General features: G+C 35.5%; 17 protein-coding genes. 5 read left to right on the forward strand and 12 right to left on the reverse strand.

Annotated elements, in window-relative coordinates; genetic code table 11:
* Positions 1 to 139 precede the first annotated feature (139 nt).
* The 4 genes from L323_RS34020 to L323_RS34035 form a co-directional block, all read right to left on the reverse strand.
* A complete protein-coding gene (locus tag L323_RS34020; RefSeq protein WP_020816138.1) occupies positions 140 to 2,524 on the reverse strand; it encodes an Ig-like domain-containing protein in 2,385 nt (794 codons plus the stop codon).
* A gap of 196 nt (positions 2,525 to 2,720) precedes the next feature.
* A complete protein-coding gene (locus L323_RS34025) occupies positions 2,721 to 4,730 on the reverse strand; it encodes a carbohydrate-binding domain-containing protein (protein WP_020816139.1) in 2,010 nt (669 codons plus the stop codon).
* A gap of 27 nt (positions 4,731 to 4,757) precedes the next feature.
* Positions 4,758 to 5,450, reverse strand: a complete 693-nt coding sequence (locus L323_RS34030; protein ID WP_020816140.1) for a DUF4956 domain-containing protein — start codon at positions 5,448 to 5,450, stop codon at positions 4,758 to 4,760.
* The gene (locus tag L323_RS34035; protein WP_020816141.1) at positions 5,399 to 6,187 is read right to left on the reverse strand and encodes a polyphosphate polymerase domain-containing protein; all 789 of its coding nucleotides are present in this window, start codon (positions 6,185 to 6,187) and stop codon (positions 5,399 to 5,401) included. Before L323_RS34035 ends, L323_RS34030 begins: the two co-directional genes overlap by 52 nt.
* 179 nt (positions 6,188 to 6,366) lie before the next feature.
* Between L323_RS34035 and L323_RS34040 the strand changes: the two genes are divergently transcribed.
* From L323_RS34040 to L323_RS34050, 3 genes are all read left to right on the forward strand, one after another.
* Positions 6,367 to 7,050 (forward strand): response regulator transcription factor, encoded by a 684-nt coding sequence (locus tag L323_RS34040; RefSeq protein ID WP_020816142.1) that lies wholly within the window; start codon positions 6,367 to 6,369, stop codon positions 7,048 to 7,050.
* Complete coding sequence (locus L323_RS34045; RefSeq protein ID WP_020816143.1) at positions 7,043 to 8,311, forward strand: sensor histidine kinase; 1,269 nt, start codon at positions 7,043 to 7,045, stop codon at positions 8,309 to 8,311. Before L323_RS34040 ends, L323_RS34045 begins: the two co-directional genes overlap by 8 nt.
* Positions 8,312 to 8,376: 65 nt before the next feature.
* Complete coding sequence (locus tag L323_RS34050) at positions 8,377 to 9,225, forward strand: putative RNA methyltransferase (RefSeq protein ID WP_020816144.1); 849 nt, start codon at positions 8,377 to 8,379, stop codon at positions 9,223 to 9,225.
* A 25-nt stretch (positions 9,226 to 9,250) separates the two neighbouring features.
* Here L323_RS34050 and L323_RS34055 read toward each other — a convergent pair whose 3' ends face one another.
* Positions 9,251 to 10,243: an acyltransferase family protein gene (locus L323_RS34055; RefSeq protein ID WP_020816145.1), complete on the reverse strand. Its 993-nt coding sequence runs from the start codon at positions 10,241 to 10,243 to the stop codon at positions 9,251 to 9,253.
* Complete coding sequence (locus tag L323_RS34060; RefSeq protein ID WP_020816146.1) at positions 10,221 to 11,348, reverse strand: acyltransferase family protein; 1,128 nt, start codon at positions 11,346 to 11,348, stop codon at positions 10,221 to 10,223. The genes L323_RS34055 and L323_RS34060 overlap by 23 nt, the downstream gene beginning before the upstream one ends.
* A gap of 215 nt (positions 11,349 to 11,563) precedes the next feature.
* Between L323_RS34060 and L323_RS34065 the strand changes: the two genes are divergently transcribed.
* Positions 11,564 to 12,229 (forward strand): cytochrome c biogenesis protein CcdA, encoded by a 666-nt coding sequence (locus L323_RS34065; RefSeq protein WP_242835302.1) that lies wholly within the window; start codon positions 11,564 to 11,566, stop codon positions 12,227 to 12,229.
* 71 nt (positions 12,230 to 12,300) lie between these two features.
* On the opposite strand, the gene L323_RS34070 is transcribed toward L323_RS34065, so the two are convergent.
* From L323_RS34070 to infC, 3 genes are all read right to left on the reverse strand, one after another.
* Positions 12,301 to 13,068 carry an SDR family oxidoreductase gene (locus tag L323_RS34070; RefSeq protein ID WP_020816148.1) on the reverse strand — a complete coding sequence of 256 codons (768 nt, stop codon included), beginning with the start codon at positions 13,066 to 13,068 and terminating at the stop codon, positions 12,301 to 12,303.
* Positions 13,069 to 13,423: 355 nt separating this feature from the next.
* Entirely contained in the window at positions 13,424 to 13,609 is a 186-nt protein-coding gene (locus tag L323_RS34075; protein ID WP_014314668.1) for a zinc-ribbon domain-containing protein, read from the reverse strand.
* 247 nt (positions 13,610 to 13,856) lie between these two features.
* Positions 13,857 to 14,387 (reverse strand): translation initiation factor IF-3, encoded by a 531-nt coding sequence (gene infC, locus L323_RS34080; RefSeq protein ID WP_020816149.1) that lies wholly within the window; start codon positions 14,385 to 14,387, stop codon positions 13,857 to 13,859.
* A 329-nt stretch (positions 14,388 to 14,716) separates the two neighbouring features.
* Here infC and L323_RS34085 point away from each other — a divergent pair, with 329 nt between their 5' ends.
* The gene (locus tag L323_RS34085) at positions 14,717 to 15,514 is read left to right on the forward strand and encodes a class I SAM-dependent methyltransferase (protein ID WP_020816150.1); all 798 of its coding nucleotides are present in this window, start codon (positions 14,717 to 14,719) and stop codon (positions 15,512 to 15,514) included.
* A gap of 98 nt (positions 15,515 to 15,612) precedes the next feature.
* Here the strand turns inward: L323_RS34085 and L323_RS34090 are convergent, their stop codons facing one another.
* The 3 genes from L323_RS34090 to L323_RS34100 all read right to left on the reverse strand — a co-directional run bounded on the left by L323_RS34090 (position 15,613) and on the right by L323_RS34100 (position 19,162).
* Positions 15,613 to 17,343 carry an AMP-dependent synthetase/ligase gene (locus tag L323_RS34090; RefSeq protein ID WP_020816151.1) on the reverse strand — a complete coding sequence of 577 codons (1,731 nt, stop codon included), beginning with the start codon at positions 17,341 to 17,343 and terminating at the stop codon, positions 15,613 to 15,615.
* A 113-nt stretch (positions 17,344 to 17,456) separates the two neighbouring features.
* Positions 17,457 to 18,494 carry a HAMP domain-containing sensor histidine kinase gene (locus tag L323_RS34095; RefSeq protein WP_020816152.1) on the reverse strand — a complete coding sequence of 346 codons (1,038 nt, stop codon included), beginning with the start codon at positions 18,492 to 18,494 and terminating at the stop codon, positions 17,457 to 17,459.
* Positions 18,491 to 19,162 carry a response regulator transcription factor gene (locus tag L323_RS34100; RefSeq protein WP_020816153.1) on the reverse strand — a complete coding sequence of 224 codons (672 nt, stop codon included), beginning with the start codon at positions 19,160 to 19,162 and terminating at the stop codon, positions 18,491 to 18,493. The genes L323_RS34095 and L323_RS34100 overlap by 4 nt, the downstream gene beginning before the upstream one ends.
* Positions 19,163 to 19,196: the final 34 nt, after the last annotated feature.

The following is a 19,196-nucleotide window of genomic DNA, read 5'->3' on the forward strand; positions in this document are numbered from 1 at the left end:
TAGAGTTAACAGTTACCATTATATCAATATTTTATTAACAATCAATCATAATTTGATAAGCTTCGTTTTTCTTGCCTCCTTTAATTTATATGTCAATTTCAGGATTTTATCTCATATAAGACTTTGCACTAATTTTCTACTACTCACATATTGGATATTTAGTTGTATCCCAGGTCCTTCCCTCACTCTTAAGGAATGCATCGTTTACATTAAAGTATTTATAGGAAAGAGCAGCATTCTGTTTGGTATATATAGTATCCCATGTACAATCGAGATGATAATATTTATCCTCTATTTTTACTATATTCCAAGCGTGCGCTCCGCCTGCCCACCCGTGGGCTACCTTGATACACTCAATCCCTACCCTGTTGAGAAGGATATTCATTGTATCTGCGATGGCATCGCATGCACCCTTCTTATCTATTAGAACACCGTATGCACCTGTATATACTCCCAGAGTATAACTTATATTATTACAAATATAGTCGTGCAGAGCCTTCTCCTTTTCCAAAGGAGTCATATCAGGTGTTACAACCGAAGCAATGATTTCATCCGCCGTGTTCAAAAACGATGCTATTTCCGCCTTTGTCTGGCTAAATCCCCAAAAATCAATTTTAATGTTGTCATTGAACCTTGTGTAGCTTGAATAGTCTTTTATTGAATTACCGCTCAAATCAAGTTTTGTAAGCTTTGCCAAGTAGGACAAAGGTGAAAAATCTTCTACGGCATTATCGCTTAAATCTACATCTTCCAGATTCGTAAGGCTACTCAGAGAGGTTATATCCTTGATATTATTGTACCCCAGCCTCAAGGTTGACAAATTTTTTAATACTGAAAGAGAGCTTATGTCTTCAATTTTACATGAATACATATTCAGACTGCAAAGATTTGTCTTAAAGTCCTTTATACAGCTTATATCCTTTAGTGGATTACGATCAACACCCAGATTGTTTAAATTTGTAAGGTCCTTCAAAGGACTTAAATCTGTTATCTGGTTGCTCTCTAGGCTTAGCATGTAAAGCTTTGACAGTTTTTCCAAAGGAACCAGACTTTTAATTTTGTTGTAGTTCAGAAATAAGTATTGGAGGTTCGTCAGCTCACTAAGCTGTGATATGTCTTCCAGCTGGTTATCGGTCAAATATAGCATAGTCAGATTTTTTGCGTATTGAATTCCTTCAAGTGAGGCTATGTCCAGATACTTTGCATTAAGAAATTTGATATTCAGCATATCACTTTTGAGAATATCTCCGGTGGGTTTTGAAATAGCACTCCTAACAGCATTCTCCAAATTTGGATCAGCAATATAAACCAAATCATCCGTCTGAACAAAAAGTGTTAATTTGACTGTACCTTCATAGCCTTCAACCGTACCTTCGAAATTCTGTGTACCTCCTATGGTGGTATCAACACCGTCAGTGTTCCATTCAACGGGTAAATCCACCTCAGTTCCGTCATATCTTTTTGCCTTGACCATAACAGGCAGGTCATAAGGTTCTCCCTGCTTTACGGAAGCTCTGATATCCTCAATGGTATATTGCGGAACTACTGTAACAGTTACATAAGCTTTCTGCAGGAATCCCTTTACAGTGCCTTCTACCTTATACTCTCCTGCCTTGGTTACATTCAGCGTCCCCGTGTCCCATGTTACATTGTCAAAACCCAGTTTATATGTGCCATTGGATAATTGTGCAGCCACAGTTACAGGTAGCTTGACTGAGCTGTATTGAGGGACGGTAACCGGCATTCCGACAAAAGAAACTATCGGAGGATTTACATTCACAGTCAATGTCATCTCCCTTGAAAAGCCCTCAATCCTGCCTACAAATTTAAAGCTTCCCAGAACACTTAGGTCAATAACTGACGGTGTCCATATTACAGGAACCCGCGCGGTACCTCCTCCTACAATGTTTACTTCTACTGTTTCAGGCAACGAATAGTCAATCCCCTGATATGCATCTTCCCCCCATGCATAATATTTAAGTGAGGCAATCTCTCCCGCTACATTTAATGTCAAAGCCACCGGCAGTGACAGTCCTTCTGCCGATCCGACATATTTATATGTACCCGGATTTGTGGTGTCTGCTGTTTGAGAGTCCCAGGCAACTTCAACCTCGTAACCTGTACTGTCTGCCGGAAAATAAGGAAGTATCTGCGGCAACACATACGCTTGTCGCAGAACCGTATAAACTACAGGGTTGACTATCAGATTCCAATTAATTTTCTCGGAATAACCTGCAATACTACCAACAAGCTGGTATATTCCCTCATTATGAGTGTTTATTTTTACTGACTGCCATGTTACCGCAACATCAGCCCTGCTTCCATCTGCCAATGTGGCAGGTATTGTTTGAGGAAGTGAATAAGAATCACCCTCATTAATGCAAATGGTACCGTTTGGATTTTCTACGCTTAGTACCTCGTTCCCATTTGCATTCGCAATGAAAGGATTGTACAATGAGGACATTGTTATAAGCAATGCCAGAACCATAGTAAGAAAAACTCTTAACTTGCTGTAACTATTCATTAGTTACCTCCTATTTAATTTTTGGAACTACATGTAATATTTTACAATAAAATCAATCAAATTGTAAATTATATACAATATGCATTTCCAAAATACCGGAAATTACTAATAGTTTATACCCCATTAATTTTTAGCTCATACAGACTTCCCATACCTGATTAACAATCAATCATAAAATACTTTTTATTAGTATTTTCTACTTACTTGAAGAATTTTGTTGCTTATCCGGTCCCTTGAAACCTCCATCATGTCCGAAACCTCTTCCGCCTCCCGGGCCAAAGCTTTTTTGAGTTGTTACTCCGTTTTCATCCAACCAAGTAACTGAGCCGGTTGCTTTAAAGTCTATGAGCTTTGTCCCTGCCTTGTACACTCCCCCTGTTAATGAGCCTCCTGTGTACAATGAATAAGAGGAATCTTTCTTCAACAAAGGTGAAGATATAACCACCGATTGGTATTCCTTTTCAGGAGCATATGTTGCAACTGTATTTCCCTTGCTGTCTTGGAGGTGAACTATGGTTCCTGCTTCCTGTAGGTTTGGAAAATTCATATTGATTGAGTACTGGGTGGATTCCTCTGAAGGGGCCTGAGCCATTCCTGAACTGCCTGCTGCAATAAGTAATCCGCCGCTTATTTTAAATGTACCGTTATAGTCGATGGCACCATTATTATTGGATGTAGGACCACTTACAAATACTTTACCGTTTGTCATGACTACTGAGCCGTTGGAATCCAGTCCGTCCCCTGATGCATTAACGGATATGTTTCCTCCGTTTATATATAACATGCTGTTTGCAGATACAGCATCCGGTCCCTGCCCGGGCTGTCCGGGTCCCCCTGCTTGTCCGGGTTCTCCTGGTACTCCGGCTTCTTCTGGCTGTCCGCCCCCTCCGGGTCCCCCTGTTCCTGCCGAGCCGTCGTTTCCTCCATTAATATTTATACCGTCATCGTCTGATGTAATGTTTATCTCTCCGTCTGCAATAGTTAAAACCATACTTTCTATTCCTTCATAGCTTTTTGTGATATTGATTTTACCGTTTTTGATATCTATATTTGAATCCGCGTGTATTCCGTCGTCGCCGGATGCTATTGTAATGTCCCCGTCGGACACAGTGGCAGAGTTGCTGCTGTGTATGGCATCATCAGAAGTATCTAGCTTGAACGTTCCCCCCGCTATGTCAATATAGGACTCTGCCTTGAGACCTTTGGCACTTGGAGTTTCTGTTTCAGTGCTTTCTGTCTCTGTGTTGTTTTCCCATCTTCCCGGAGCCTTCCTGTCGTCACCTGATTTTTTAGTGCCGTTTGCACTGCCGCCACCGCTTAATATGTTTATGTTTCCGTTTGTGATGAGCATGGATGTTTCTGCCTGAATTCCATCGGTTTGCGTTGTCAGATTGAAAGTTCCTCCCTGAATAACAATGAAACCTTTTTTCTCATCGGTATCGTTTGTAGACTTTATTCCGTCTCCTCCGGCTTTAACGGTAATGCTTCCGTCTTTTACCAGAACCATATCTTTACCTACTATTGCGTCATCCTTTGAGTTAATGCTAATACTTCCCCCAATTATTTTTAAATCATCTTTACTTGAAATACCATCATTATAGTTTGCATTTACCGTTAATTTTCCTGTTCCGTTAATTGTAAGGTTGGATTTGCTGAATACTGCCGAATCGGGTTCTTTATTTGCGGTATCATCCAAAGTATAATTTTTACCGTCATTTAGTGTATTGTCAGTCCCTTCTTCCAGAGAAAGCACTGCCTTGTCTGCGTTTTTTATATAAACAGGGGCACTATTGCTGCTGTTTATTTCCGCACCGTTCAGAACCAGTCTTACAGTCCCCTTATCCTTAGAATCAACAATAATCTGACCATCATTCATTTTGCCGCTTATAACATACGTTCCCGCAGTCGCAATTGTCACCTTGTTTTCTTGTACTTCTGCTCCCGGACCTGTAAGAGTTGCTGTTGCTCCATTTAGCTTAACATAAGTCGGGTTCTGATTTTTCCATAGGGTATAATTATCATCGGTGTCATAAGTAATCATGTCATTTGTAACCTTTATTACTTTACTGCTTTTTATACTACCTGAACTGTCGGCAGCAGGCTGTGTTTCATTGGCAGACTGTATTGCAGAATTACTGCAGGATGCCAATAAAAACAGGCTTAATGATATGCTCAGTAGTTTACAACCCCTGAATTTTCTCTTCATTTAGACCATCTCCTTTGTTTTGTCATCTTAATATAACGATTGTGGAGTATCCGCACACATAGATAATGTAATATTCATATTTCCATTTCTGCACCGTAGCGCGTCCAGAAATTCCTTCTGGCTTTTTCCATTTTCCATAGTCACTGTATATACCAGTTCATAGAGACTTCCCATATCTGTTGTTTTTACCTTTTTAAGTTCAAAATCTGTAGTATATTCCTTAAATATATCATCAAATGCTCCCTCATAATCTAAGTCTTCAGGTATGGTTATTTTAAGCATCTTTTGTGATGTTTTTCTTATTCCGAATTTAAACACGCTCAGCAAGAGCATCAACAAGCATAAAATAACAGTAAATGTTACTGCATACCCATAGTATCCCGCGCCACAGGCAAGTCCGGCAGCCATTGTAAAAAGTACATAGGCTATATCCTTTGGGTCCCCCGGAGCACTTCTGAATTTTATGATTGAAAATGCACCTGCAAGACTGAAGGCTCTTGCAATGTTACTGCCTATAAGAAGTATGATAATTGCAATTACGGTGGGAGTCATTATCAGTGTTAGTGAAAAGTTTTGTGAATATCCGAATTTACTGCTGGTTTTCATGTAGGTTATACTTATAATTCCACCTAATACAAAAGATACCAGTATTGTTAAAAAGCAATTTGTTATTGATATTGTAGTGCCGGTTGACGTTGTATTGAAAAATGATTCAAACATTTAACGACCTCTCCCTTCTTTTCTTCTTTACTATTTAAATATTTCTGATACTCTTTTCCATATTTCGAAAAACTTGTTTTGTATATGTTGTTTTCGGACAGTAGCTTAGACAACCATAATGGTACACTCTTTTCCGCCTTAACTTCCATTAACCATTTTCCATTTTCAAGCAACTGTGTCCCATAATCACCACTTTCTAATTTGAGTTCTTCTCTCCTTGTTCTGATATTAGTATCAAAGGTTATTCTTAAATCTCTGGACTCCTTACTGAATAAGGCTTTTCTGTCATATGCAAGATAAAGCTTAGGCTCAAGCTCATAAAATTTCAGCATGTAATCAATTTCATTCAACACCTGTCTGTTCATATATTCCTTGTACTCCGGCTTAATTCCCGTTTCAACAAAAGAATATGCTTCATTTAGCTTTAAGGTTGTCCTTCTTTTGTTTACCACTCCGCAGAATTTTTTCTTTATTTCCAAATAAACCTTTGAGTCCTCTTTGGGGACTCCATATGCCCTTAACCGAAGCTTCTCCTTATATTTAGGCTTTGATAGAGACTTTCTGATTAATACATTATCCTTTGTGTCATAGTAGATATTGCAGATAGTATATAATTCATGTTTCTTGTTATATTCGTCCAGTTCCATATAACGCAGAAGCTCGGTTTGGATTATTTTATAAACTGATTCATCAATAAGAAACTTACTTTCATACCTGTTAAAAACCTCAACAGCCATTCCTTATCCCCTTTCTTTTTTCTACTTTCCTTCCATGGCTCTTATTTTATTGTTCAAAACTTAAACAAACCTTAAATTATTTAAAAGTTTTTGCTCTTTTTTGATTTAAGATTGATTTAAGGTTGCCCATGCTATAATACTAATGTAAGAAATTTTCCGGGTTGGGGAGCTGAATTAATATGAGAATTTTAATCGTAGAAGACGAAATCCACCTTGCAGAAGCTTTATCGCAAATATTAAGAAAAAACAATTACACTGTTGACATTGCCTATGATGGCACCACCGGCTTGGATAATGCTTTAAGCGGTATATATGATTTAATTTTACTGGATATAATGCTGCCAAACATGGATGGTATTAGTGTATTGAAACACATAAGGTCGGAAAATATATTAACACCTGTAATACTCCTGACCGCCAAAGGCGAAATAGCCGATAAGGTTAAAGGTCTGGACAGCGGCGCAGATGATTATCTTCCAAAGCCCTTTGCTACTGAGGAATTACTGGCAAGGATTAGAGCCGCCTCCAGAAGAATGGGTGAAATCGTATCTGACACCACTATGAAATATGGTGATATTGAGCTGAATACTGCCACTCTTAAATTAACCTGCGGAAGTAAAGAAATTAAACTGATACTGAAGGAAAGCCAGCTGTTGGAGCTTTTGATTATGAGAAAAACCTCTGTTACTTCCAAGGAAATAGTTATCGAGAAGCTTTGGGGCTTTGACTCTGATGCAGAACATAATAATGTTGAAGTTTATATATCATTTTTAAGAAAAAAGCTTGCTTTTTTGAATTCTTCCGTAGTTATAAATACTGTCAGAGGCGTTGGCTATACTTTGGAGGCGAGGAATAATGTTTAAAAAACTTAGAAATAGATTTTTAATTTCAAATCTTGTAATTATATCGGTTATGCTGATTATTTCCTTTGCCGCTATATATTTTATAACCTACAATAATGTCAGTTCAGAGATTAATATGGAGATTCACCGAATGGAAGATTCATATTTTAAGCGTAATGATAATATGGGCCAACATCCTCCTGACTTTGGAAGTCAGAAGCCCCCCAAACGAGATGCTGTTGCGCCTTCCCATGAACGCACAATTTCCTTTATGATAGAAACAGACCTTCAGTGGAATATAACTGACAAAACATCTTCTTTTGACATAGATGATGAGCTATATGAAAGTGCTAAGGAAAAAGCAATTTCAAAAAATAATAAAACCGGGAACTTTAATCTTGAAAATGAACACTGGACTTTTTCCATAACTCCTATAATGAACGGATATCGTCTGGTTTTTCTGGATACAACCTCCCAATATGGAATTCTGAAAACTTTGATTTATACTTTTTTGTTTGTAGCGCTGATTATGTTTATTATAATCTATTTTATAAGCAGGTTTTTTGCAAACAGGTCTATAAAACCTGTTCAAGAAGCCTTTGAAAGGCAGAAGCAGTTCGTTGCAGATGCTTCTCACGAACTGAAAACGCCTCTTGCTGTTATTAATACAAATGTGGATGTTCTTTTGTCCAACAATCAGGATACTATCGACAGCCAATCCAAGTGGCTGAATTATATAAAATCCGAATCCGAAAGAATGGCGAAACTGACAAATGATCTTTTATATCTTACACAAATGGATAATTCCGATAATAAAATGATTTATTCCAATTTCAACATGAGTGAGGCCGTAGAAAACATTATCCTTACAATGGAGGCTGTTATATTTGAGCACAATCTTTCACTCAACTATGAATTGGAGCCTGCACTGTTTACCTATGGCAATGATGAGCAGGTCCGACAGGTAGTAATGATTCTCCTGGATAATGCAATAAAATATACAAATAAGAATGGTACCATATCAATAGCACTTAACAAACAGAATACCGACATAATTCTGTCAATTACCAACACCGGGGAAGGAATTGCACCGGAACATCTGAAAAAGATATTTGACAGGTTTTATCGTACGGATAAATCCCGTTCAAGGCAGCTTGGGGGCTATGGTCTGGGCTTATCTATAGCCAAAGCAATTATTGACCAACATTGCGGCAAAATCTATGCAGAAAGCATAGTAAATGAAAAAACAACTTTTTTTGTGAGGCTTCCAATGAGTTTATAGAATGACCCGAATATTTGACCGCAAATTATTTTTAAGATAGTATACTTGTACGGAGGTGTTCATTTTTGGTAAATAAAACTTTATTTCAGTGTCCTAATTGTAAAAAACCTTTAAATAAGGGGCAAAAGCAGTACTTTTGTCCAAACGGACACAGTTTTGATATAGCAAAGCAAGGTTATGTAAATCTTCTTCTTGCAAGTCATATCGGGACAGGCAAACCCGGGGACAGTAAGGAAATGATTAAGAGCAGGAGAGAATTTCTTGACAAAGGTTATTATCAGGAGTTTTCCGATACCCTTAATAATATGGTCGTTGAAACACTGAAGGCTGAACATTCTGACAATATCAGTATTTTTGATGCCGGGTGCGGTGAAGGCTACTATGTCAGCAGATTGAAACAAAATTTCTCTGCTTTTTATAATACAAAGAATTTGGACATGTATGGTATTGACGTGTCTAAACCGGCAATACAATATGCTGCGGGACGTGACAAGGATATACATTTCGCGGTTGCAAGCAGTTACCATGTACCTATGCTAAACAATTCCGTTGACTGTATTTTATGTTTATTTGCCCCCAGAGATGAGCAGGAGTTCAAGCGTATATTAAAACCTTCCGGGAAGCTGTTAGTAGCTGCACCCGGCCCCAGACACCTGTATAGTCTAAGAAAATTTATCTACGATAGTCCGGACATAATAGGTCAAAAGGGTACCGTGGAAGAAGACTTTAAGCTTCTGGAACATAAAATCGTGTCCTACTCAATAACTATCAACGACAAAGAGGACATTTTCAACCTGTTCAATATGACTCCGTACAGTCGTCACTCTGATGCTGAGACTGAGAATAAACTCAAAACAACCGGCGAATTCAGTACGGAAGTAGAAATTAATATAAGAGTGTACCAAAAAGCTTAAATTCGGTACACTCCCTGATTTTGCTTTAAGTATTATGTGACAACCTGTTGATTCTTTTAGAACTAATTACGTTTTTAACTGACTTATACAAAAATGCCGCCCCCAAGGATAACAAGAATACCACAACAGGAGCACAATATAAGATAAAGTCCGGTAAACATCCTGTTTCATACCACCTAAATATCAAAATAACAATTGACATATGGAATATATAAATAAAAAGTGAATATTCCCGACCTATTTTCTCAAGAATTGTATTTTTCCCAATCGATGGATGTTTAAGTAAAAACAATACTAGGGCTATTACCAGCAATTCCGAACTTATAAAAGGAGGCGCCACAGAATTGTATATAGTAAATTCAATATAATTGGTAATTATTAATACTGTTATTATAATCGGAAGAATCGACTTATTCAGCCGTGTAAGAAATTCTTGGTACCTCCTGATTATACAACCCAACATGAAGTATGGTACCGATACCATAATACAATTACGCCAGACAATCATATTTCCTCCTGCCCTTACAGGAAGTATATAGCACAATAACAGCAAGGGAGCTAAAAACATAATATAGTTTAATAAATTAAATTTGCATAACACCAAAATGATAATAAGGGCATATAGAAGAGAACCTAAATACCACAGATGATCAGCAAAAGGAGATTGGTTATAGACCACAAAATCAAACCATTTTTCAGAAGTAAAATACTGTTTGATTTCATATACAGAATCATTACTGAAAACAAACTGCAACAAAATATCAAATATTAAAAACAAAAAATTGGACAAAACCGTTAGTATTGCTATTTTCCTTATTTGCTTTTTCAGTCGTTTTGAAAATTCTTCTCTGTCTGTTCTATAGCAAAAGTACCCGCAAACCACAAGAAAGAAGGGAACAGCAATTTTACCATATGCTATTGCAATACTACCTCCCATACCATAAAACGGGATATGTATACAGACAACAAGAAATGCCGCTATTGCTCTCATACAATCAACAGAATGTACCTTTTCCACTGGTCTTTCCTCCTTTTGGAGTTATTAATCTAATTATAGGCTTATCGATTATATGCAACAGGAATGCCATTGCAACTGAAGATATAACTACCAGTGTTACATACAAGAGGTCATTGGTAATATTTAAAAATATATCCGATTTGTAAAGCAACAGAAAAAGATAGTGTATAAGATACAGCTCCAAAGATATCTTTGAAAGAAATCTGAGTATTATATTACTAAATGTAATCTTCATGCATAGTATAAAAACAACCGCTACAAAAAGGATCACTGCCGGAAGCTGAGTGAAAAAGCATATCAAGCTTTCAGGGTATCCGGAAGCAGTTTCAGTTTGTGCGTAATATGAGAATTTTCCAATGGTATAATTTGAAACCTTATACATAACCGCAAACGCTGCAATAGCTAAAGGAAATATTACAGCATAATACTTTTTTACTATTGCTGTTAGTCTATTTTCAAATCTAGCTATCAGCATCCCAATATAAAACAGAAAACAGGTGTTGTACCACCATTCTCCCTGCAACCACCATGGCCCATGTCTCAGAATAATGCTTGATACTATATAGCAGACAATAAATATTGCCATAGACGCAAATGCTGTTTTTTCATTTTTTATATATTTGAATATAAAATAAAAAGCTATGTAAAAAATCACCACTGCCACTATGTACCATGCATGGGGATTAATAAGCTGTACACCTGTAAGAAGAAGGATTGTTTGCAATAAAGAGGGCATTGGGTTGAATGGTAAAATTATAGCCATATAAATGAATGTTGTAATATAAAACGGGACTAAAACAGACGGAAGTCTTCTGCCTATAAAGCCCTGCATATAATTATCTTTGGTCTTGAAGCTTTTTATTAATCCATAGCCTGAACAGAAAAAGAATATTCCTACGAATAAAACTCCATATTCATTAAAAAAAGACAATTGCTTAGAATCAGATAGAATTTGAGAAATGTGGTGTATAATAATCAGTACCGCACAGAATCCTTGTAGCATCTTTGTATTACTGAGGGACAAAAAACCGTCGTCCCATCCCCTTATCCGGACTTTTACTCCAAAAAGGAGAATCACAGCAAGTACCACATAAATACTTATCATAGCTCCCACCTGACTTTCTATTTATTTAAATACATTTTATTTCCATATTCTCCTGTTAACAATAGATTAATTTGCTGTTTTGGTAAATTATTTATTGGAATAAATTGTTGTATTCTTTTCGGTAAGTTTTTTACTCTTTTGTTGAAACTAATCAGTAGCTGTACTTTTGGACAGAGGTGATTTTTATTTCAAATAACTTTACTTTGATTTTGGTATTGTCAGCAGGATTACTGACTTTTTTTTCTCCTTGCGTGATTCCTTTTATTCCTGCTTATGTTTGTTATCTTACGGGTTCGGCTATACCGGAGATAAATCCTGCAAATGCAAAACTCAATGTAATTATCAGGTCAGTTGCATTTGTTTTTGGGTTTACTTTTATATTTATTATTATAGGTGCATCAGTAAGCATTCTTGGGGATTTGTTTTTAAATAATACAGATATTATTCGTAAAATCGGAGGCGGTTTGATTATTTTATTAGGTCTTCACACAGCAGGCCTTTTCAGACTAAAAATTCTGTACTATGACGAGCAAATTGTTCCTATTGGCAGCCATCACAACAGGCTTGGGGCATTTTATTGGGGGATGGCCTTTGCAACAGTGTGGACTCCCTGTGTAGGCCCTATATTAGCATCTATTTTTAAATATACCGGTAATATGCTTACTATGGGAAGAGCTTTACTACTATTGTTGCTTTATGCTTTTGGTCTTGCCATACCGTTCCTTTTAACTGCGCTGGCCATTGGCAGCCTGTCCCACTATCTCGGAGATTACCATAAGTACTTTCCAGCTTTTTCAGCCTTTAGCGGTATTCTTTTAATAATATGGGGCATCTTTGTCATTATGGACAAATTGTCAGCTTTAAGCCTTTATTTTATTTAAAAATAAAAAAATACAATCCCCAAATAAGTTAGTCACCTATTCATGAGAATTGTATTTTGTCTACAATTGTATTAGATTGTTGTCCAACCACCATCAACTGATAATAACTGTCCTGTAGTGTAGCTGGATGCATCGGAAGCAAAATAAACAATAGCACCGTCTAATTCTCCGTCTCTTCCTGTTCTTCCCATTGGACAGCTTGCTTTAATAAGATTATGGAAATCTTCATTTGCAAGTACATCATCTGTCATTTCGCTTGGGAAATATGCTGGGCCGATTGCGTTAACTGTGATACCGTGTTTAGCCCACTCGCTTGCCAATGATTTTGTCAACATTTCAACTGCACCTTTTGTAGTACAGTATGCAGTAATAGGCAGTCCCGGCATTGCAACGGTGCTATGTATTGAACCGATGTTAATTATTTTTCCGTATTTCTTTTCAAGCATAATCTTTCCGACTTCACGTGCGAAATAGTAAACTCCGTTTATGTTAACACTCATCATTGTCTGCCATAATTCATCTGATTGCTCTTCAGCAGGCCCTGTTAAACCAATACCGGCATTGTTTACCAATATATCAATAGTTCCAAAGTATTCTTTAATCTCATTAACTGCATTTTTAATATCAGCACTGTCTGATACATCGCATCTTACTGCAAAGCAACGTACTCCAAGTTCTTCAATTTGTTTCTTTACTGCTTCTAATTTTTCAACTCTTCTTGCAACAATAGCAATATCTGCTCCTTGTTTTGCAAGAGCCATTGCAAACTGAACTCCCAAACCTGAAGATGCTCCTGTAACAACTGCAATTTTTCCTGTTAAATCGAATAATCCTGCCATAGCTTAGATCTCCTTATACTAATAATTTTTCGTTAGGTTAATATAATTTATAATAAAATTGTACTTTATTTGTTTATTTTTTGTCAATCTTATGTTGCTTTGCATTACGGTTATTAACGATTAATTTGGGTGTGAATTGAATGACTATTGCCCGCTGGAAAAATCCCTCAAGGCTTATGTACAAAAGGAATTGAAGCTTTTTTTGTTTCTGTTTAGGGTTAACAAAATATACATTCGTATAAGAAGATAAGGCATTAATTAGAGGATAAAACAAATACCGTATCTATAGTGATGCTTGGGTAGAATTTAAGGTCTATAAACAAATTAAAAAGGAGAGCGTTAGCTCTCCTCTAATTTACCATCTGTTGCCGTAGCTTCTTCCGCCGCCTCTGTTGTTGTTTTGCTGCTTTCTTGCTCTTCTGCAGTCTGGACATCTTTGAGGCTCATTGTCGAACCCTTTCTCTTTGTAGAAAGCCTGTTCGTTTTCAGTGAAAGTGAATTGTGAATTACAATCCTTACAAGTTATTATCTTATCAGCCATATCTAAATACCTCCTTAATTTATTTGGATCATTAATTTATAACTTCCCGCTCCAATAAATTAAAGAGAGTGGTAATCAAAAAATCAATCCATAAATATTTAGTTTACTTAGTCAGCTTAACATATTACGCTAAGTAAAGCAACAGATATTTCAATATTTCCTAAATATACACTATGAAATTTACTATAATCTTACATTAAGACCCTGTGGCTGCTCTATTTGTTACCACAAAATCTCTGACAGCTCATTACTTTTTATTGGGGTTCAATATTACTATCATGTTTTTACCCTCAAGCTTAGGCTGTCTTTCAGGTACCCCAACATCATTAACCGCTTGGGCAAATTTTTCAAGAATTTCTTTCCCATCTGATGTATATTTCATTTCCCTGCCTCGAAATTTTATGCTGACTTTGACTTTATCCCCGTCTTGTAAAAATTTATAGGCACTTTTAACTTTGACATCAAAATCATGCTCCTCAATCTTAGCAGACAACCTTACTTCCTTAATTGAAACAATTTTCTGATTCTTCTTGGCTTCCTTTTCTTTTTTACCCTGCTCAAACAAAAATTTACCGTAATCCATAATCTTACAAACCGGTGGTTCCGAGTTCGATACAATCTTTACAAGATCAAGATTTTTTGTTACAGCCATATTTTGTGCATCCTTTGATGACATAACTCCCAGCATGGCACCATCCGCATCAATTAGCCTGACCTCAGGATCCCTTATCTCTTCATTAATTGGTACTTGGTTTTTCCTAATAAAAAACACCTCCACAAATTTTTTAGTTCTTACAATAGTATTCACTAAATGTTATATTAGTTGCAGCGAATCTATAATTCAAAATTCAATTACTTTATTTCCTGTTTTTGTAATCATTTCATTATAACATTAATTTGGGTACTTATGTGCTTTTTAAAAAATAAATAAGGATTCTAAGGGAGATTTATTTGAATTGTTGAATCAACAGAAATCAGAATTAAATGATTGCCATAAGGTAAGTGGTTACGACTGACTTCGCTATTTACAATACAAGTTGAATAATTTATAATAATCCAGAGTAAAAAATTGGATATATTTAACAGTAAATCCGGAGGATATGTTATATGAATAACATTGTAAGCTTTTATGAACAGTCCGACGAGGAAAGCAGACTTACAACTAATAGTGCCCGAAAGATTGAATTTGAGGTTACGACTGCTATTTTAAATCAACATATAAAAATTCAGAATAATATTCTTGAATTAGGTGCCGGTACAGGGGTGTATTCTTTTTATTATGCTGATAAAGGAAATAATGTATTTGCTACAGACATAACGCCAAAACATGTTGATATAATAAATCAAAAATTAAGCCAAAGAGATAAAAGAATTAATTTATCTACTGAATTAGCAGATGCTACTAATCTATGTAATTATGAATCTGAAAAATTTGATATAGTACTAAATCTTGGACCTATGTATCATCTTACAAATGAATCCGATAGAAGAAAATGTATTAAAGAGTCTTTAAGGGTATTAAAAAAAGGTGGTATATTAGCAACTGCATATATAAATAAGCACTTTGTCTTGAATTTTATTATGCCAAGATACAAAAAATTTCTTACGAATAGCTTTGTAGAAAAAGTAATGAATACAGGAGTTATTAAAGAAGGAGAAAAAGAGTGTTTTTGGACAGATAACTTTTTTACGACTCCCCTAGAAATGGAAACCTTTATTTCAAAGTTTGGCATGGAAATTATTGACCATATAGCATGTGATGGAATAAGTCCGCTATTAAGTAATTTTATAGATAATATGAACGATGTAGAATATTCTACTTGGCTTAATTATAGTTTAGCCAGTTGCAGAGAGAAAAGTATCTTAGGAATGAGTAATCATTGTTTATTAATCTGTAAAAAGTAATACCCCGTTATTGGTAAGTATTTGAATTATAAGGATAATATGTAATTACCTATGCCAGCCAAATAGCTTTAACTGGCATAAGTAAGGGGGTTGTTTTATTATTCTACTTGAGCAAGACCTTCTTTCTGTTCTTCCACATACCTCTTGATTTTATGTGTAGTTGTTCTAAGAAATTCATTTTCTCTTAGGGAGAACTCCTTTATATGTTTGTAGAGCGGCATTTTGCCATTTACTGTTTTAACAATGTTCTTAAAAATTTTCGTCAGCTCATCTTTAGACATATTCATAGCATTTAACTTGTCGGAGATTGCTTCTACATTGGGTAGAATCTGAGCACATACAACAGTATCACCGGAATTTTCGTCATACTTGCCCCAAACATAAGATTCTCGTACAAATGGGTCTGAATTTATATAGTTTTCAACTTCTTCAGGAAAAATCTTTTTACCGTTTTTGGTTACAATAACATTTTTAAGCCTACCCGTTATATATAAGAAGCCTTTACGGTCCATATACCCAAGATCTCCTGTGTAAAACCAACCATTATCCAAACATTTTTGAGTAGCTTTTTCGTTTCGGAAATAACCCAGCATTACATTTTTCCCTTTGACTAAAATCTCCCCAATTCCATTATTATCTGGTTTTAGAATTTTAATTTCAACACCAGGAATAGCTTTTCCACAAGATTTATCTCTAAAGCTTTTATCTCTGTTACCGGCTACCAGAGGTGAGCATTCTGTTAATCCATAACCTTGCAGAACCTTAATCCCAATTCTTCTGAAAAATCTTGAAACTTCCGGTTTTATCGGGGCTGCCCCAACAATAATTAGCCTCATTTCTCCACCAAAGCTATCATGTATTTCTTTAAATAATTTTCTGCTTAGGTCTATCTTAAAAATTGATAAAATGGTTGTTAAAAATAAAGCAAAATTAAATTTGATTTTAACTGTCCTGCTTTTTCGAAGTTTATCTTGTATTTTTTTATATATATTTTCTATCAGCAAAGGTACTGTAATCATTACAGTAGGTTTAATATTTTTAAAGTTTTTTGTTATATTTCTGAGTCCGTCATTGAAGGATATAGCAGCCCCGTTATATATAAATGCTAAAAACCCTAGCGAACATTCATATGTGTGATGCAATGGCAATATAGATAAAGTTTTGTCATCACTGTTAACTTGAACAGTAGAGCATACTCCCATTATATCTGCACAAATATTTTGATGTGAAAGCATAACCCCTTTTGCTATATCTGTGGTACCTGAAGTAAAAATCAAAATCCTTGCAGCATCCGAATCAATTTTTACGGAAGCAAAGCTTTTGTCACCAGCTTCAACAAGTTGTTTTCCTGATTTTATTAAATCGTGAAATGAAAGTATTCCATCCTCATTAGTTTGAGCGTCCATATCTATATAAATCTTAACAGTTGTAATAGTTGATTTTAGCATTTTTATTTGTTCTCTGTATTTTCCAGAAAAGATTATAGCGGTAGCTTCAGATCTTTCAAGAAGATTAGTAATTTCATTTGCAGGTAGTTCCTTATCTAAAGGTACAATAGTTCCCACTCCGTTGACTGTTGATAAATATGAAACACACCATTCATACCGGTTCTCTCCCAAAACTGCAATAGAAGAGCCGCAAAGACCAAGTTTCAATAATGCAGTACCAAAATACTCTACATCGTTACCAAATTGTTTATAGCTTATTTGGCTATATACATCACCTTTGTTTTTAATTAAAAAAGCTGGCTTATCGCTATATAAAGTGCAGCTTTGTGTCAATAAATCCTTTAGATCATTAATTTTACGAACCTTATAAAATTCTTCCATTTAGAATTCCCCTTTGAGTAATTTGGTAACTATGATATAAGTGCATTGCTCTATATTTAATATTATCAATATAAATTCAACTAATTATCAACTTTCTATATTTATTAAAAAAATTAAAACATTTGAAATGAAATCATTACAACTGTTCCGATGCCTTTTTTACTTTCTATTGAAACAGTACCTCCACATAATTCTACAATTCGCTTTACCAGAGCAAGACCGAGTCCATTCCCATTTACATGGTGTGAACGTTCTCCTTGATAAAATTTATCAAAAGCATGTCTTCTTACTTCGTCATCCATTCCAATACCGTTATCTTTTACAGTAATGGATACTATATTATTAGTTGTCAGACAATCAATAGTCAGTACTCCATTATAATTTGAAAATTTAATAGCATTTTCGATGATATTACTCCAAACCTGTGCAAGAAGAGACGGATTTCCATAAAACATAACCCTTTCTAAATTTAAATCAATTGTAAGGTTCTTTTCCTCCCATTTACTCTCATAGCTTAAAAGAATACGTCTTATCTGTTCATCCAGTAGAAAATGCTCCTTTTGTAAAACAATTTCCTGATTATCAAGCCGTGATAATGAAAGAATGTTTTGGGTAAGTTTTGCTAACCTTGCTGTGTTGTCTAATATATATTTAATATATTTTTGTTCTTCCTCCCTTGGTAAGGTTTCATCCTGCAATAAAGTTGCATAACCCTCAATTGCAGAAAGGGGGGTTTTAAATTCATGTGAAACGTTATTTACAAAATCGTTCCTTAAAGTTTCGGTATTTGACAGTTCTTTAACCATTATATTGAAATTTTCAGCTATTTGTTTCACTTCTTTGGCTATACTTTTTTCTTCCAGTCTTACAGAAAAATCTCCCATAGCCACTTTTTTAGCTGCATCATTGATTTTTAGTATGGGACGAAGCATCTTACTGGAAACATATGAAGAAATGATAGTTCCAACAGCGATACACACAAGTGCAATAAATGAAGAAGATGTAAGTGCTCCTGTAATCGGATCAAAACTGAACTTCAATAGTATATATATAATTACAAATGTAAGTGCCATGGATGCAGTCATAATTATAGCCATAATAAGTGCAAATATACGGGATATGGTGAAATTTTCCTTGTTATTGAATATCATGGCTTTACCGCCTTATATCCCAAACCGCGAATGGTTTTAATTTCAAATTGAGTATTGTCTTTAAAACGTTCTCTTAATCTGCTAATATGGACATCCAGTGTATGTGGATCGCTTTCAGTATCCATTCCCCAGATTTCGTCCATGAGTTGCTGCTTTGTAAAAGCCTTGTTAGGGTTGGAGAGCAACTTATAAAGGATATAAAATTCCTTTTGAGGTATAAGCATATATTCCCCATTAATAAATACAGTTAATTCGTCATAAGTTAATTCCATATCTCCAAAAATTAGTTTTCTTTCATTTACAATCTGTGCTCTTCTAAGCAGAGCATTAACACGCAGAATCATTTCGTTTACATTTACAGGCTTTATCATGTAATCATCAGTGCCTACGCGAAACCCAGTCTTCATGTCTTCAAATGTATCTTTAGCCGTAATCATAAGTACCGGCATATTATATCCACTATCTCTTAAACTTTTCACCAATTCGTATCCATCCATATTTGGCATCATAATATCTGATATAACCAGGTCAATATATTGTTTTTCAATAATGTCCCAAGCTTCAAGGCCATCATTTGCCACATAATAAGAATAACCTTGTTTGGCTAAAACAGTACAAAACAACTTGCTCAGAGACTGATCATCTTCAACTACTAATATATTAAACATTTATTTTTACCTTTCTTCTCGACTCATATTAATA

The organism is Ruminiclostridium papyrosolvens C7 (assembly GCF_000421965.1).
GTDB lineage: Bacteria > Bacillota > Clostridia > Acetivibrionales > DSM-1351 > Ruminiclostridium > Ruminiclostridium papyrosolvens_A.

Coding starts and splice junctions, on each gene's coding strand:
- L323_RS34020 (WP_020816138.1), bottom strand. CDS start 2,524: ATGAATAGTTACAGCAAGTTAAGAGTTTTTCTTACTATGGTTCTGGCA.
- L323_RS34025 (WP_020816139.1), bottom strand. CDS start 4,730: ATGAAGAGAAAATTCAGGGGTTGTAAACTACTGAGCATATCATTAAGC.
- L323_RS34030 (WP_020816140.1), bottom strand. CDS start 5,450: ATGTTTGAATCATTTTTCAATACAACGTCAACCGGCACTACAATATCA.
- L323_RS34035 (WP_020816141.1), bottom strand. CDS start 6,187: ATGGCTGTTGAGGTTTTTAACAGGTATGAAAGTAAGTTTCTTATTGAT.
- L323_RS34040 (WP_020816142.1), top strand. CDS start 6,367: ATGAGAATTTTAATCGTAGAAGACGAAATCCACCTTGCAGAAGCTTTA.
- L323_RS34045 (WP_020816143.1), top strand. CDS start 7,043: ATGTTTAAAAAACTTAGAAATAGATTTTTAATTTCAAATCTTGTAATT.
- L323_RS34060 (WP_020816146.1), bottom strand. CDS start 11,348: ATGATAAGTATTTATGTGGTACTTGCTGTGATTCTCCTTTTTGGAGTA.
- L323_RS34070 (WP_020816148.1), bottom strand. CDS start 13,068: ATGGCAGGATTATTCGATTTAACAGGAAAAATTGCAGTTGTTACAGGA.
- L323_RS34075 (WP_014314668.1), bottom strand. CDS start 13,609: ATGGCTGATAAGATAATAACTTGTAAGGATTGTAATTCACAATTCACT.
- L323_RS34085 (WP_020816150.1), top strand. CDS start 14,717: ATGAATAACATTGTAAGCTTTTATGAACAGTCCGACGAGGAAAGCAGA.
- L323_RS34090 (WP_020816151.1), bottom strand. CDS start 17,343: ATGGAAGAATTTTATAAGGTTCGTAAAATTAATGATCTAAAGGATTTA.
- L323_RS34095 (WP_020816152.1), bottom strand. CDS start 18,494: ATGATATTCAATAACAAGGAAAATTTCACCATATCCCGTATATTTGCA.
- L323_RS34100 (WP_020816153.1), bottom strand. CDS start 19,162: ATGTTTAATATATTAGTAGTTGAAGATGATCAGTCTCTGAGCAAGTTG.